This window comes from Candidatus Nitrosotalea bavarica, from assembly GCF_900167955.1.
In the GTDB taxonomy this organism is placed as follows: Archaea; Thermoproteota; Nitrososphaeria; order Nitrososphaerales; family Nitrosopumilaceae; genus Nitrosotalea; species Nitrosotalea bavarica.
This window is the reverse complement of record NZ_FUYK01000005.1, coordinates 55,545-71,253: the sequence shown is the minus strand read 5'-3', so window position 1 is coordinate 71,253 and position 15,709 is coordinate 55,545. Positions and strand designations below refer to the sequence as shown.

Annotated in this window: 15 protein-coding genes; 6 read left to right on the top strand and 9 right to left on the bottom strand. The window is 36.9% G+C overall.

Features of this window, described 5'->3' with window-relative positions; translation table 11 throughout:
- The coding region (locus C0Q33_RS09215) for a hypothetical protein (protein ID WP_394336909.1) at window positions 1-229 on the top strand (229 nt) is incomplete at its 5' end.
- 23 nt (window positions 230-252) lie between these two features.
- On the opposite strand, the gene C0Q33_RS03170 is transcribed toward C0Q33_RS09215, so the two are convergent.
- The gene (locus C0Q33_RS03170) at window positions 253-813 is read right to left on the bottom strand and encodes a 5-formyltetrahydrofolate cyclo-ligase (protein WP_101477164.1); all 561 of its coding nucleotides are present in this window, start codon (window positions 811-813) and stop codon (window positions 253-255) included.
- A complete protein-coding gene (locus C0Q33_RS03165) occupies window positions 797-1,666 on the bottom strand; it encodes a bifunctional 5,10-methylenetetrahydrofolate dehydrogenase/5,10-methenyltetrahydrofolate cyclohydrolase (protein WP_101477163.1) in 870 nt (289 codons plus the stop codon). Before C0Q33_RS03165 ends, C0Q33_RS03170 begins: the two co-directional genes overlap by 17 nt.
- 104 nt (window positions 1,667-1,770) lie before the next feature.
- On the opposite strand from C0Q33_RS03165, the gene C0Q33_RS03160 reads away from it, so the two are divergent.
- A complete protein-coding gene (locus tag C0Q33_RS03160; RefSeq protein ID WP_101477162.1) occupies window positions 1,771-2,091 on the top strand; it encodes a cupin domain-containing protein in 321 nt (106 codons plus the stop codon).
- On the opposite strand, the gene purN is transcribed toward C0Q33_RS03160, so the two are convergent.
- Window positions 2,088-2,705 carry a phosphoribosylglycinamide formyltransferase gene (gene purN / locus C0Q33_RS03155; protein WP_101477161.1) on the bottom strand — a complete coding sequence of 206 codons (618 nt, stop codon included), beginning with the start codon at window positions 2,703-2,705 and terminating at the stop codon, window positions 2,088-2,090. The two genes, C0Q33_RS03160 and purN, sit on opposite strands and share 4 nt — an antisense overlap.
- A gap of 105 nt (window positions 2,706-2,810) precedes the next feature.
- On the opposite strand from purN, the gene C0Q33_RS03150 reads away from it, so the two are divergent.
- The 3 genes from C0Q33_RS03150 to C0Q33_RS03140 all read left to right on the top strand — a co-directional run bounded on the left by C0Q33_RS03150 (window position 2,811) and on the right by C0Q33_RS03140 (window position 5,942).
- Complete coding sequence (locus tag C0Q33_RS03150; protein WP_133121000.1) at window positions 2,811-3,371, top strand: hypothetical protein; 561 nt, start codon at window positions 2,811-2,813, stop codon at window positions 3,369-3,371.
- A gap of 197 nt (window positions 3,372-3,568) precedes the next feature.
- A complete protein-coding gene (locus C0Q33_RS03145) occupies window positions 3,569-4,531 on the top strand; it encodes an MBL fold metallo-hydrolase RNA specificity domain-containing protein (RefSeq protein ID WP_101477159.1) in 963 nt (320 codons plus the stop codon).
- 133 nt (window positions 4,532-4,664) lie between these two features.
- Complete coding sequence (locus C0Q33_RS03140; protein WP_101477158.1) at window positions 4,665-5,942, top strand: chitobiase/beta-hexosaminidase C-terminal domain-containing protein; 1,278 nt, start codon at window positions 4,665-4,667, stop codon at window positions 5,940-5,942.
- A gap of 10 nt (window positions 5,943-5,952) precedes the next feature.
- Here C0Q33_RS03140 and uvrC read toward each other — a convergent pair whose 3' ends face one another.
- Genes uvrC through C0Q33_RS03120 form a run of 4 tightly spaced genes read right to left on the bottom strand, consistent with a single transcriptional unit; the run spans window position 5,953 to window position 12,965 of the window.
- Complete coding sequence (gene uvrC / locus C0Q33_RS03135; protein ID WP_101477157.1) at window positions 5,953-7,536, bottom strand: excinuclease ABC subunit UvrC; 1,584 nt, start codon at window positions 7,534-7,536, stop codon at window positions 5,953-5,955.
- Window positions 7,526-10,345, bottom strand: coding sequence for an excinuclease ABC subunit UvrA (uvrA, locus tag C0Q33_RS03130; protein ID WP_101477156.1), 2,820 nt, complete (start codon window positions 10,343-10,345; stop codon window positions 7,526-7,528). The genes uvrC and uvrA overlap by 11 nt, the downstream gene beginning before the upstream one ends.
- A complete protein-coding gene (gene uvrB / locus C0Q33_RS03125) occupies window positions 10,338-12,278 on the bottom strand; it encodes an excinuclease ABC subunit UvrB (protein WP_101477155.1) in 1,941 nt (646 codons plus the stop codon). The genes uvrA and uvrB overlap by 8 nt, the downstream gene beginning before the upstream one ends.
- A gap of 54 nt (window positions 12,279-12,332) precedes the next feature.
- The gene (locus C0Q33_RS03120) at window positions 12,333-12,965 is read right to left on the bottom strand and encodes a pyridoxamine 5'-phosphate oxidase family protein (RefSeq protein ID WP_101477167.1); all 633 of its coding nucleotides are present in this window, start codon (window positions 12,963-12,965) and stop codon (window positions 12,333-12,335) included.
- A gap of 75 nt (window positions 12,966-13,040) precedes the next feature.
- Between C0Q33_RS03120 and C0Q33_RS03115 the strand changes: the two genes are divergently transcribed.
- Window positions 13,041-13,448 carry a hypothetical protein gene (locus C0Q33_RS03115; protein ID WP_101477154.1) on the top strand — a complete coding sequence of 136 codons (408 nt, stop codon included), beginning with the start codon at window positions 13,041-13,043 and terminating at the stop codon, window positions 13,446-13,448.
- Window positions 13,449-13,481: 33 nt separating this feature from the next.
- Here C0Q33_RS03115 and C0Q33_RS03110 read toward each other — a convergent pair whose 3' ends face one another.
- Window positions 13,482-14,567 carry an LLM class flavin-dependent oxidoreductase gene (locus C0Q33_RS03110; protein ID WP_101477153.1) on the bottom strand — a complete coding sequence of 362 codons (1,086 nt, stop codon included), beginning with the start codon at window positions 14,565-14,567 and terminating at the stop codon, window positions 13,482-13,484.
- Between the two features lie 89 nt (window positions 14,568-14,656).
- Window positions 14,657-15,601, bottom strand: a complete 945-nt coding sequence (locus tag C0Q33_RS03105; RefSeq protein ID WP_101477152.1) for an iron-containing alcohol dehydrogenase — start codon at window positions 15,599-15,601, stop codon at window positions 14,657-14,659.
- Window positions 15,602-15,709 lie beyond the last annotated feature (108 nt).

Genomic DNA, 15,709 nt, shown 5'->3' with positions numbered 1-15,709 from the left:
TCCCTCTACACCAACTCCCTCTACACCAACTCCCTCTACACCAACTCCCTCTACACCAACTCCTTCTAACACACAATCTGCCACCCAACCAACTTCTAAAAACCCACCAACGTCAAGTCAAACAAGTGGAAATACTAAACAACAACCAGCGCCAAATCCGACTGCCATAATTAGTCAAGACCTCAATCAACTAGTTTCAGTATTGAAAGCACTATTTCAAAAACTCTAAAACATAGAACCATTTTTTCTCTTTTACTTGACATGTATAACTGCATCTTCTGTTACAACACAATCCATCTTTACATCATGGTCATCATGAGGAAATGACCTGAGCACTTGTTTTGCATATGTCATACCAATCTTTTTTGATTTTTTCCCGTGCAGGTATCTGTCATAGAACCCAAAACCGTATCCTAGCCGGTATCCTTCACGTGTAAGTGCAATTGCTGGAACCAGAACAACATCCAAGTTTTTGACAGTCTCACATTTTTCCTTTGGCTCCATAACTCCAAAATTTCCAAGCTCAAGATCTCCTAGACCAGAAATTTTTTTAAACACTAGATCATTTTTGTCTACTCTTGGAAGTGCAAATTCCCTTCCCTGATTAAAAAATTCCTGTAACAGATCCTGTGTCTGAACCTCACTTCCTATTGAATAATACACACCAATTAAAGTTGCTTTTCTGTAAAAGTCAATCTTTCTTAAATTATCTCGAATTCTATTACTTGCAATTTTTATAAAATCAAGTGAGAGATCGTCTCTTGCATCTAATAGTTGCTTGCGAAGCCTTGCCTTTTCAATTGTGTTGGACAAATTCTTTACTAATTGATGCAGCTGTTACGGTGTTTTTTAAAAGCATCGCTATGGTCATAGGACCAACTCCTCCTGGAACGGGAGTGACATATGATGCCTTTTTGATTACATTATCATAATCAACATCTCCAACAAGTTTTTCTTCTAGTCTTGCGGTTCCTACATCGATTATCACTGCTCCTTCTTTTACCATGTCCTCAGTCAGGATGAATTTTTTCCTATCACCAATTGCTGTAATTATGATATCAGCTCTCTGACAATGCTCTTTGAGATTTCTTGTTCTAGAATGACATGTCGTAACTGTGGCATTTTTTTCAAGCATTAGATTGTATAGCGGTTTTCCAACTAGATTACTTCTGTTTATTATTACTACATCTTTTCCTTCAAGGTCAATTTTGTAATATTCAAACAGTTCCATTATTCCAGATGGTGTACAAGGCTTGAGGATTGCTTTACTAGATATTAAAAGGCCCATGTTGTAAGGTGTCAGCCCATCCACATCTTTTAGTGGAGAAATCCTAGAAGTTGTTGTAAATTCATCTAACTGGACAGGTAATGGTAACTGGACTAGTATCCCATGAACTGTATCGTCTTTATTTAATAGATCAATTAACGAGTTCATCTCTTTTTGAGAAAACATGGCAGGAAGTTTGTGGTCTTTAGTTGTTATCCCAACATCGGAGCATGCTTTTTGCTTGTTTCTAACATATGTTGCAGATGCAGGATCATCGCCTACCAAGACTGTGGCAAGACATGGGGTTATTCTGTCATTTTGTAATTCCTTAACTGCCGCTCTCACTATATCCTTAACAGAAATTGCTACTACAACACCATCTATTTTCTGACCTGTCAAACAAACTTGGATTATTTTTTGGATATTTAATCTTTGGAAACAAGAATTGTAGCCTAGGGTGAAATTTAGTTAAAATCATTAAGATGTAATCCATGTAGAAATCATTGAAAATTGACTTTGATACAAACGAATACATTGAAAAAATAGCAAAAAGCGATACCTACTTTCATACCTTTATCAATAAAGAAAATCTTGCAGCCGGAGTCCTCCGACTAGAACCAGGTGAGGAAGATACACAAGACCCACATGAAAGTGATGAGATTTACTATGTTGTAAAAGGAGACGGCTTTCTTTTAGTAGATGAAAAAGATTATCCTGTTTCAGAAGGAATGTCATACTATGTCGCCAAAAATATTCCTCACAGATTTCATGGGAACAAAAAAGAACTCGTTGTAATGTATTTTTTTAGCGGACCTGATACTTAGGAAAGTATTGGCTTTCTTCCAACTATTTTGATCTTACCATTTGCAAATAGCTTTACTGCTTTTGGATAGATTTTATGTTCTTGTTTTAGAATTCTCTTTGCAAGAGTTTCTTCAGTGTCATCATCTTTTACCTTGACAACTGACTGTAAAATGATGGGGCCTGTATCAATTCCTTCGTCTACGAAATGAACTGTGCATCCGGTATATTTTACTCCGTACTCCAGTGCTTGTTTCTGGGAATGTAATCCTGGGAAAGATGGTAATATTGCAGGATGTATGTTCAAAATTCTTCCCTTGTAATGCTTGATAAATTCTGGACTCAATATTCTCATAAATCCTGCAAGGCATATCAGACCATTTTGGGGAGTAACTTTGTATTTTTCTAATATTGATACTAGTTTAGAGTCGTATTCCCAATTTCCTCCTTTGAGACCATCGCTTTCAACAATCTCTGTTTTTACTCCTAGTTTTTGGGCAATCTTGAGACCTTTTGCATCTGGTTTATTTGAAATCACCACTGCGGGATTAACTGGAATTTTATTTTTTTTAACTGACTTTAAAATATTTTCCATATTACTTCCTCTACCTGAGATCAAAATAGCGATGTTTAGCATGTTCTCCCTTGACTTTGTATAAATAAACACTTTACTAATTCAAGTTGATAATCATTGGTGGTAAACAACTTGATGCTTTATAATATTGAAAAACGTAGATGATTTATGAATAATCGATTTATGGCATTAGCGTCTTTTACTGTTGTTCTTTTACTGATTACTTCTATTGGTAGCCAAAATCTATCTGCATATGCTGCATTTTCAAATCCTCCATCATTTGGAGGCGGGCAATTGAAGTATAATGATGGACTAGTAATTAACGGAAATATGTTTGACATTTCAAAGCATTCTCAAAGTATGCCAACACCACAGATTCTTGCTTTAGGTGAATCATCTACAATTGTTCTTAAAATATTTGACAATTCTGGCCCTACTACCATAAAGTCAGCTGGTCTGTATATGGATATACAAGGAACTAGAAGTTCAATTTCAAGCGCCGATACTTCAATTTCGTATCCAATGAGCAGTCATTTTTATGTTAATGATCCTCACAATCTATTAGGTAATATTTCAGTTGAATATAAAATTGTAAAACCATTCGTTTATGTAACATTTCATATTACTCCAATTGCTAAAATGGATGTATCGAACTTGATTGTAACTGCAATAGATGATCATCGCGCCCTTGTCAGGTCTTTGATAATCAACGCAATAGAATTTTCCTAGGAATTTACCGCTGTTTCTTGTTTGTTTAATATCTACTAATGTAGTTTCGAACTTTTCTTTTAGAGTGATATGATGATTTTTTTTATATGGGAAATGATCGGTATAGATCCAATTGCACCTTATGTTACACTGGACAAATCTTGCAATTTATATCCAATCTGATGACCACATATTTTAAATTGAAATCTAAAGTACGGATGACCTCAAACGGAATTGTAGTACAATATGCTGGTAAAACAGTTAATCTTGATCCAAAACGAGGAATGGAAAGTGGTATAAGTTTTGTCTCTCATGCACACTTGGATCACTTGCACAATCAACGTGGAAATGGTGTACTTATTGCATCAAAGCAAACAACGGAAATTGCAAAGCTTAGAGGATATTCAATTGGAAACTATGTTGAAGAGTATGAGAATTTTTCAATGATTGATGCCGGACATATCTTGGGTGCCAAAGGACTTTTGTTTGATGATGTTTTTTACACTGGGGATATCTCAATTCGTGACAGGGGATTTATGAAAGGTGCGATGGTACCAAAATGTAAAACTTTGATTACTGAATGCACTTTTGGAATGCCAGAATATGTTTTTCCCACAATTGATGAGATTGTAAAACGAGTAAACGAGATAATATCGGAACTATATGGTAAGGGAAAGCCTGTCATATTGTTGGGGTACGAGCTTGGAAAAGCTCAAATTTTATCATACTTGTTTTCTCACTGGCAGCCATATTATCATGATTCAGTAAAAAAAGTAAATGACTTGTACCGACAATTTGGTGTTAATCTTAGCGAATCTATGGGTCATACTGAGGCAGAATCATTGGGATTACTTGAGAAAAAACCATGGCTTATGATTGCACCAAACATGAGTGGAAGAAATGCATTTGTAAAACATATGAAGTCTCAGTATGATGCAATAACTATAGGTTTTAGTGGATGGGCGCAATCGTCAAGATTTTCATTTGCACGAGGTCATGATTATTCAATTCCACTAAGTGACCATTGTGATTATAATGAATTAATTGATCTTGTAAAAAGATGCAATCCTGAAAAAGTCTATACAGTTCATGGTTTTGTAGATGAGTTTGCTGCAGATTTATCCAAAATGGGTTATGACGCACAACCTCTTCGAGAGAACTCACTTGATGATTTTGTATAAATCGCTACCTAAAACTATGCTTTGAGGAAAATGCCTTCTAAGGCTCTACTGATATTCCAACTTGGAATTTCAAAACCGTGGTATTTGCCTATCTTGCTATATTGTTTCACGTGTATATAATGACCGAATTACAATGAAGAATCTTGACTTCTCGATAGGACATAAAATTCCACACGTGTCATCAATATTCGTTGGCATTGTATTGATTTTTTTTATAGTTCCTACGCATTTTGTTTCTGCATCTGACTTGGTTAGTGACACTCCCAATCTTACCATCTCAATGTCTGACAATTCAATTATCATGGCTCCTACGGTTTCAGTATCTGGTACTGCTGTAGATGATCTGCAAATTTCATCTCTCACATGGAATGTAGATGGTGGAAACATTCTGACAATTCCTGGAACTATTTCAGGCAACACAATTTCTTGGTCACTTAGTATGCCTGATTTATCAAACGGACTGCATACTCTACAAATCAACGCTACCAACTCTGAAGGATTTGTTACATCTAAAACAATATCATTTACAGTCTATAATGATTCTCCTATAACAATTGCATCGTTACCTAATGGTACATACAAGGAATATCAAACTGTGAAACTTGAATCAAATGAACCTGCTCTTATATTCTATACTTTGGATGGCACAACACCCACTGTATCTAGTCCTCATGGACAAGATTCTGTAACGCTGCCGGAAATTAGATCTAACACAATTCTCAAGTTCTTCGCAGTGGATGCTTATGGAGTAAAATCTGATGTAAGTACACAAGTTTATGTGATTGAAAATGTAATGCCATCAACAATTGTGTTATCCAATGCCAGCAATGTGCTACAAAGTGCAGAAAAAATACATCCTACAAATATGATTGAAAACAGAACAATATCATCTGCATCTACTCACTTGGCTACTACACCAGTCTCACCTACATCCTCCATGGTTGTTTCAAGTACACCTACAATAACATCTCAAAACATGACTACCGCACATACAAATTCTACATTACCTATCTTGGCAACAACTAACAATACTGCTTCAAGTACACCTACAATAACATCTCAAAACATGACTGTAGTACACACCAATTCTACATTACATATCTTGACATCATCTAACAATACTGCAAATATTCCTGCAACTACACAAAATATGACTGTCGTACACACCAATTCTACATTACCTATCTTGGCAACAACTAACAGTACTGCTTCAAGTACACCTGCGATTACATCTCAAAACATGACTACCACACATACAAATTCTACATTACATGTATTGACATCATCTAACAATACTACAAGTATTCCTGCAATTACTCAAAACATGACTGCAATACATGCCAATTCCACATTGTCTGTTTTACCCACGGTCAACAGTACCGTCATCGTACGTGTTAATAGTACTAAATAAAAAATAATACTCAAGTAAATTTACGAATCGCCCTGTTGTACGCAACCCCAAATCTGTGGGCCTCATCTCTTGCATATTGTAAAATTTTGAGTGCCGGATTATTCTTTGGCATAATAATTGGTTTGTTGACTTTGGGATGATATACCTCTTCATTTTCTTTTGCAAGCGATACACAGGGAACTTTTACACCTACCGAATGTAGTGCATCAAGTGCGGCGTTTAGCTGACCGCGTCCACCATCAATTAAAACCAAGTCTGGCAAGTCTATTTTTTCTTCCTTTAGTCTTAGATACCGTCTTTTGACTATCTCATTTATCATTGCAAAATCATCTCTTCCCTTTACTGTTTTTATCTTAAATTTTCGATATCCTGATTTGTGCGGTTTTCCATCTACGAGACAAGACATCGAGCCCACTGCATAATCTTCACCATGGTTTGAAATGTCAAAACACTCTATTGTTTTAGGAATGTTTTCTAGTCCTAATTTTTCTTGTAGTTCAACTAGTGCAGGGTCTGCACCCTTTGATATTGTAAGGGAAATGTTTCTCATGATGAGATCTATTATCTCTCGTCTTTTTCCAGACATTGGAACTGTAATGTTTACTTTAAAGCCTGACGTGCGGGAAAAAACTTCTTCTAGTATCTCTTTTTTCTCTGGTATTTCATTTACTATGACATGCTTTGGAATTGGATTTGTAGAATAATACTGGGACAAGAAACTGGAAAATGAATTATCTCCAACTAGATCAAAGGAAAATTTGTTTCTGTCTTTTATTACCCCGTTTGACAGTCTAAAGCTCATCACATATGCTGTCTGATCTTTTATCGTGATTCCAAAATATTCTTCATCTGAACCAACCCTTGGAGTTTCCATATTTTGTTTTATCTGTAGGCTAGAAAGTCGTTGCAATGTTTCATGAATCTCTTTTGCTCTTTCATATTGGCGATTATTCGAAGCTTGTTTCATCTCTTTATCTAATTTATTTACAAAGTCTTCTAGTCTTTGTTTTCCTTTTAGAATTGATTCTAATTCTGAAATATTTTTTCCATAATTTTCTTGAGCCTGTTTAAACTGGCATGGTGCCTCGCAGTTTCCAATGTGATATTCAAGACATGCCTCTTTTGGCAGTTTTTTACAAATTCTAATCTTAAACGTCTTGCGCAAAAGACCAATTGATAGCATCTTTGAGCTTCCATGCGTAAATGGTCCGTAAACCCTTCCTCCTCCAAGAAATTCTCCAGTTCTCGTGCGTCTTGCTACCATGAGACGTGGATATTGCTCGTTTGTTATTCTGAGATATGTGTATCTCTGTTGGTCCTTAAGTTCAATATTGTATGGAGGTCTGTATCGTTTGATCATGTTGGCCTCTAGTAAAAATGCCTCCTCTTCGTTATCTGTCAAGACAAACTCAATATCGTAAATTTTCTCCACAAGTTTCTGAGTCTTATAATTTTGATTTTTCAAAAAATATGATTTGACACGATTTTTTAGATTCTTTGCTTTTCCAATATATAATATCTTGTCCCCGGAATCTTTCATAATATAGATTCCTGGGTGTGATGGAATTGTTATTTTTGATATGTCAAGAGTCATTTTTTAAGATACGTTTCAGATATTGACCAGTATAGCTTCTTGGGTTTTGTGCTACTTGCTCTGGAGTACCGGTTGCAACAATTGTTCCGCCTCCGTCACCTCCCTCTGGACCCAAATCAATTATCCAGTCAGAATTTTTTATGACATCCATGTTATGTTCTATTATGATTATTGTATTTCCAAGTTTTACTAGTCTGTTTAACACTTCAAGTAATTTTTGCACATCTGCAAAGTGAAGTCCGGTTGTTGGCTCGTCCAAGATGTAGACTGTTCTTCCAGTGTCACGCTTTGATAATTCTGATGAAAGTTTTACACGCTGGGCCTCTCCGCCTGACAATGTTGTAGCGGCTTGCCCAAGTTTGATGTATCCCAGACCAACGTCTACCACTGTCTGTAGCTTTCTCTGAATTGAAGGAATGTTTGTAAAAAATTCCAATGCTTCTACTACTGTCATTGCAAGAATGTCTGAAATATTTTTGTCTTTATAGTGGACTGCAAGTGTTTCAGAATTGTACCGCTTGCCTTTACATTCATCACATACTACGTATACATCTGATAGAAACTGCATCTCTATCTTTTTGACACCGTCTCCCTCACATGCAAAACACCTGCCATCTGCAACGTTGAATGAAAACTGGCCCGGGGTATATCCTCGCTCCTTTGACAGTTCTGTTCCTGCATATAGTTCCCTAATTGGAGTAAATGCGCCAATGTATGTAGCAGGATTTGAGCGCGGAGTACGTCCTATTGGAGATTGGTCTATCCCTATCACTTTGTCTATCTCACTCATGCCAGTGATTGCCTTGTGTCTGCCTGGTCTGTCTATGGAACCATAAATTTCTGATGCCAATGCCTTGTACAATATGTCGTTTATTAGAGTAGATTTTCCAGAGCCTGACACTCCTGTTACAGTAATCATCATGCCAAGCGGGAACTCGACATCAATATTTTTGAGATTGTTCTCTGCTGCACCTTTTAGGACCAACTTGCCTTTTTGTTCATGTTTTCTTTTTGCAAGTTTTATCGCATCATGATTTTTGAGATATTTTGCCGTAACTGATTTTTCACTTTTTAGAATTTCGTTTATCGTTCCTTCAAAGACCACGTTTCCTCCATGGACTCCTGCACCTGGCCCCAAGTCTATAATCCAATCAGAGTTGCGCATTACTTCTTCATCATGCTCTACTACCAGTATTGTATTTCCTAAATCACGAAGCTTAGTCAATGTCTTGATTAGTTTTGCATTGTCTCTTTGGTGTAGTCCAATTGTTGGCTCGTCAAGAACATAGAGTACTCCTGTTAAGTTTGATCCTATCTGTGTTGCAAGTCTTATTCTCTGAGCTTCTCCTCCTGACAGTGTAGAACTTACTCGATTAAGTGTAAGATAATTTAGTCCAACATTTTTTAGAAATTCAAGTCTTGAGAGAACTTCTTTTAAAATGGATTTCGCAATATATCTTTCAGTCTCACTTAGCTGAAGATTTTTGAAAAACTCGTAACACGAATCAATTGACAAGTCACACACATCCATTATGGATGATGAATTAATCGAGACTGCAAGTGCCTCATCTTTTAGCCTTCTGCCCTTGCATGTGTTGCATGGGGTCTCCCGCATGAATTTGGATAACTCTTCTCTTTTTGATTCAGAATCAGTTTCTGCAAAATTTTTCTGAAGACTCGGTATTACGCCATGAAAAGTATTTGTATACTCCCATCTGGAATCAGTTGATTTGGATTCGTATGAAAACTTTACAGCTTCCCCACTTCCATACAAAATAACCTCCAATTGTTTTGGAGTCATTTTGTTAATTGGAGTCATCAAATCAAAGTCGTATTTTTTTCCAACATCTCTTAGTGTTTGTCTTCTAAATGATGAAAATCTACCTGACCATGGAACTATTGCCCCATCTAGGATTGATTTTGTCTTGTCTGGGATTAGTAAATCCATCTCAAACTCCAACTTTACTCCTAGGCCATGACATGTCTTGCATGCTCCAAATGGAGAGTTGAATGAAAATCCTCTAGGTTCTAGCTCCCCTATTGAGATTCCACAAAATGGGCATGCGTTATTTTGAGAATAGATTTTTTCCTCGGTATCAACAACCATGACATCTCCTTTTCCTGCCTTGAGAGCTGTTTGGATTGATTCGTATAACCTACTTTTTTCTTCCCAAGATGCCTTGACTCTGTCAACTACGATTTCTATGTTGTGCCACTTTTGCTTGTCAAGTGTTGGAAACTCACCGGTTATCTCTATAATTTCTCCATCTATTCTGATTCTTGAATATCCTTGTTTTTTTACATCTTCAAATAATTTCTCATAAGTTCCTTTTTTCCTTCTAACAAGTGATGCAAGAATTAAGATCTTTTTTCCTTCAGATTCTTTGAGAATTGATTCACAAATTGATTCAACTGACTGGTTTGATATTTTACGTGCGCATCTTGGACAGTGAGGTGTACCAATTCTTGCATATAGCAATCTTAGATAATCATAAATTTCTGTTATTGTTCCAACTGTTGACCTTGGATTTTTGCTTGTCGTCTTTTGTTGTATTGATATGGCAGGGGACAAACCTTCAATTGAATCAACATCGGGTTTGTTCATCATCTCGAGGAACTGTCTTGCATATGATGAAAGTGACTCGACATATCTTCGCTGTCCTTCTGCATATATTGTATCAAAAGCAAGTGTTGATTTTCCAGATCCTGATAATCCTGTGATTACTACTAGTTTATTCTTTGGAATATCCACATTGATGTTTTTTAGATTGTGCTCCCTTGCACCACGGATGATTAACTTGTCATTCATTTCTTAATTGTCTTTGAATCTTTGCTAATTTATCTCGATATTCAATTGCATTTTCAAAATCTAATTCTTCTGCAAATCGCTTCATTGCAGTCTCAATTTCTATTGCGAGTGTTTGTATATCGTGCCTTGACATGTGTTTTGTCTCATCTAGAACAATTGTCTGCTGTGGAATTGATTTTATGATTGAAGCTGGCGTGATTCCCATTTTCTGATTATGCTCTATCTGCTTGTTTCTTCTTCGTTCAGTTTCTGATATTGCATTTTTCATAGATTGAGTAATTCTATCAGCATACATTATGACCGAACCATCGAGATTTCTTGCAGCTCTTCCAAATGTCTGGATTAGACTGGTGGCATTTCTCAAAAATCCTTCCTTGTCTGCATCTAGGATGGCAACAAGGGCAACTTCGGGTATGTCAAGGCCTTCTCTTAGGAGATTTATGCCTACTAGGACATCAAACTCGCCTAGCCTTAACTGCCTGATGATCTCAGTTCTTTGCAGGTTTTCAATCTCTGAATGTAGGTATCTTACCTTTACTTTATTTTTTGACAGATATTCTGCCAAGTCTTCTGCCATTCTTTTTGTTAGAGTTGTAACTAGTACACGTTGGTTTTTGTCTACTCGTTTTTTTATCTCTGATATCAAATCATCCATTTGATTCTCTGTTTTTCTTACTTCCACTACTGGATCCACAAGGCCTGTAGGTCTGATTAGTTGTTCTACGATCTGGGAGCTCTTACCTTTTTCATAATCATTTGGTGTTGCAGAAACAAAGATTGTGTTTCTAATATATTTTTCAAACTCTTCAAACTTGAGTGGTCTGTTATCAAATGCACTTGGTAATCTAAAACCATAGTCTATTAGAGATTTTTTTCTTGTATGATCACCCTTATACATTCCGTGTAGCTGTGGCAAGGTAACATGAGATTCATCAATCACTAGTAAAAAATCATCTCCAAAGAAATCAATTAGACAAAAAGGAGGCTCGCCAGGAGCTCTTCCATCAAAATGTCTTGAATAATTCTCAATCCCAGAACAGTATCCTAATTCTTCAATCATCTCCAAATCATATTTTGTTCTCATCTCTAGTCTTTGCCTTTCAAGCTCTGGAAGTTCTGTCAGTCTTTGTTTGAGATCATTTCTAATTGACTGGACTGCAATTTTTCTTACATCTGCTGCAACTAGATAGTGCTTTGCAGGATAAATCTTGATTCTGGAGACTTGTTTTTTTACTTGAAGCGATACTGGATCACAAATTGTTATCTTGTCAATCTCATCGCCAAATAGTGAGATTCTTACAACTGAATCCGAGTATGCTGGAATGATATCAATTGTATCTCCCTTGATTCGAAATCTTCCTGCTAAAAGTTCGGTATCATTTCTGTCATATCGCGCATTGACTAGTTTTTTTATCAGTGTGCCTCTTCCGACATCCGCACCTTTTTCTATGGTAATCGACATCTCTTCCCACTCGCTAGGTGAGCCAAGGGAATAGATGCATGATACTGTGGAAACTATGATGGTGGGCTCTCCAGACAAGAGCATTGCAGTTGCCTCTAGACGCAACTTTTCTATCTTTTCGTTAATCTGGGTGTCTTTTTCGATATATGTGTCAGTCTGTGGAATATAGCTCTCGGGCTGGTAATAGTCATAATATGATACAAAATATCCTACATTGTTTTTTGGAAAGAACTGTTTTAGTTCTGCATAAAGCTGTGCAGCTAAAGTTTTGTTGTGTGAAATGACAAGCGTCTTTTTTCCAGTTCGTGCCACTACGTTTGCAACTGTAAATGTCTTGCCACTGCCTGTTACTCCAAGTAGAGTTTGGACTTGTTTTTTTCTTACTCCTTCTACTAATTTTTCTATGGCATTTGGCTGGTCTCCTGTTGGGGCAAATTCAGATACTAGCTCAAAGCTTGGATTTTCTAGCAAACATTACAAATTGCCTTGTTTCAAATTTAAAGCAATGGTAGTTATGATATATTTTTACCAACTAGGCTCTTCTGAGATTTCCATGCCATTCTTTGACATGGTAATCCCCATCATCTTGACTGTGTTTTTGGCAGTTGGAGTGTTACGCTCTAGGATCTTTTTTGCAATTCCAAGCCTTGTCTTCTTGTCCATGTGCTGACCAATTTTATACTTGCCTCTGATTGTAACTGGTATTACCTTGATTATTGCAACCTCTTCTACTACTGGCATGTGCATAGTGAGTTTCTCATATCCTCCCTCCGGTTGGTATTTTTTCATTAGTTCATTTAGTGCCATTGCCTTTTCTTTTGGCTCGGAGACCAAACTTGCTCTTCCCTTGATTACTACGCTTATGTATAATGTATCGGCCTGTGATGCGTCGGTTGGGGATGTAAAATATGATGGCAAAAATTCAAGACTTTGGTCTGCCTCAAAACCAACCTTTGGATTTTTTGAAATGTTCTCTAGTTTTTCCCCTCTTGGATGAGAGTGCATGTAGATAGCATCATTAGCATAGACGAAATTCATTGGAATTATCTGAGGAAAACCGTCCTTGTCTATGCTGCATACTCTACCCGTCTCTTGTTGGTTTAAAAATTCAATTATCTTTTCTTTTGATTTGATCTCCAGTCTACCAAGTAGCTGCACAAAACCTGTTATCAATAATGATATTTGTGTATATAGTTTTTTAATAGATAAATGCAAGTATGTTTACTATAAGACATGCAAAAGGATTATGCCTATTCTAATGTTGTATTTTCTATGATCGTAGGTTCAGTACTTGGATTTGCAAGTTATGTGTATAATCTCTTTGGATATACAATTCCATCATTTTTTTCAGTCTATCTTAAAGAAATTGGCGCTGCAATAATCATGATGGCGGTCTTTGTGTTTGCAATTGCATGGCTAATGAAGGCAAAACCGCATAGACGGCCTCAAAGGTATCTGGTCAAAGTCTTTGATGTCTGCGGATTGGAGACTCGTATTGACGGCATAAGAACTGAATTTAAGACACATGATGTTGCCTGGAGCTTTATGAAAGAGTACAAGAAATCATATCCGTTCTTTAACTTTGCATTGGTATCTGATCTTCCAAACTCTGAGAAGATGACCATATTTCGATATCTGTAGGAATAAAATTACTAAATTTTATCTGATTAGGTACTATTTTCTTGGGTTGTTCTGATCTTTAAAGTACTTTAGTACTGTAGAGCCAAACTTGTCTATTGACGCAAAGTAGCCTGAACCCCAGAATCTTACAATGAAGTGATTAACACCTGCTTTCATGAATCTCTCAAAGACTGGAATGATGTCATCTGGCGTACCCATTCCTATTGATGAGCGTGCTACACTGTCCGGAATTGTCTGTGATGCCTCTCTCATCTTTACTATCCATTCCTGGTTTGACATGGAATATTCTGTAAAGTATTTCTTGAAATCAAAACCTGCAATATCTTCTATGCCGTGAACCTTGAGAACCTCTGGTTTGAATAGACTGACCTTTACCGCATTTTTCATTTTTGCCCATGCTGTTTCTGCATCATCTGAAAAGTATACATCGATATCTACTGCATAATTAAAGTTCTCGTCTGTTCTTCCATTTTCTTTCATGGATGCCCTAATTACTTTAACATGCTCTTCGTATAATTCTGGTGTATATCCAATTGGAATCCACCCGTCACCATATTTGCCACAAAGTGCAAGTGTTCTTGGTGCCCCTGCTGCCATGTAAATTGGTGGTGCTGGCTGGCGAATACTTTTTGCTTGCAAACATGCTTCTTCTAATTGGTAAAATTCTCCCTTGAAATTTACTCTATGCTCTGGTGATGATTGGTACAGTAATTTTATAACTTGTAATTGCTCTTCAAATCTTCCAACTGGCTTGTCCCATTGAATTTTGAATTCTTTGAGATTTTGTGCCTCTCCTGCTCCTATGCCTAAAGTTCCTCTTCCATGAGAAACTCTGTCAAGTGTAATTGATGCTAGTGCAATATTTGATGGATGTCGTCTAACTGCATCTGTTACACAGGTGCCAAGTTCTACATTATTAGTAACTGCAGCTATTGCCGAAAGCATAACCCATGGATCGTTTACGATGGCCTTGTCCCACTGTGGAACATTACTGTGATCCATATACCAGATAGAATCGTATCCTGTCTTGTCAGCTAAAACACAGGCAGTAATGATCTGGTCTTCATTTAGCCCCAGTCGAGCGACGTTGAGTCCTTGCTGAATTCCAAACTTTAGCATTCTATCCGAAATCCTTCACATTAGTCAATTCTTTGATATATTTAAGTTTAGACTGGAAATCATAATGAAAGAAAATTTAGAAAATAGACTTAGAGTCTACCATCTACAATGTCCTTTAGAAGTTGGACAACGTCTTGCTTTGTCACTGGAATTGGATTTGGATCCAAGTGACCCTTGTCTGTCATGACAACATCAGCTGCCTCCTCATACGGAGTCTTTAGTGGCAGTTTGTCAAACTTTAGTTTCTCAATTACTTCTTTGAATTTATCATAAAAGATGGACTTGTTGAATCGATGTGCAACTGTTGTACATGATGATAGCGAGTATCCATGTGGTACACCCTCATTTGAAAAGACATACGATAGGGCATGTCCCAAAGTAGTTGACGCATTTCCAAATCCTATTCCAGATAGCATGGAGCCAAATGGATAGTTTTCAGGCTTGTTGTTCATTATTGCATCATATAGAACATCAAATGCTGACTTGCACAACATTTTTGTAAATTCGTTTCCTCGTTTACTATCATATCCTTCTGTAGCTTGTGCACATGCATCACAGACAGAGTTTTTGACAATTGCTTCTGGAGTTCCATCCATGAAGTATGAGTCAATTACTGCCATGTCTGCCAAGAACCTTTCGTCTTGTAATAGTTTTTTCTTTCCTTCAAATTTTAATACGCAATAAGTTGTCATCTCTGCACCTGTTCCAAATGTTGTTGGAATGAGTATCTTTGGAATCTTCATCTCCATTCCGGCATACTTTGCAACGTCAAGTGAGCTTCCTCCGCCAAGACCAATGATTGCAGCTGGATTCTTTGGTTTGAATTCTGCCATAACTTTGTTCACTGTTTCAATAGACGGTTCTGGTTCTACTTTGTCATATAACATATAATCTTGAATCTTCATTCTTGCAAGCCACTTTGCTGATACCTCCGGAGGTGCAGTAGTTACAACAAGGGCATTTTTTGGATATTGTGTTTCGGACAAGGCATCTTTTCCGAAATTAATTGTCTTTGGCATTCTAACTGTATTCATAAAAAAATTAAACTTGAAACAATTATTATACTATTGCCTTGCTTTGTCTGACTGCTCTGTGTTGGTGGGTGACAATATTCCTTGTTTTGTTATGTCCTGTATGCCTCG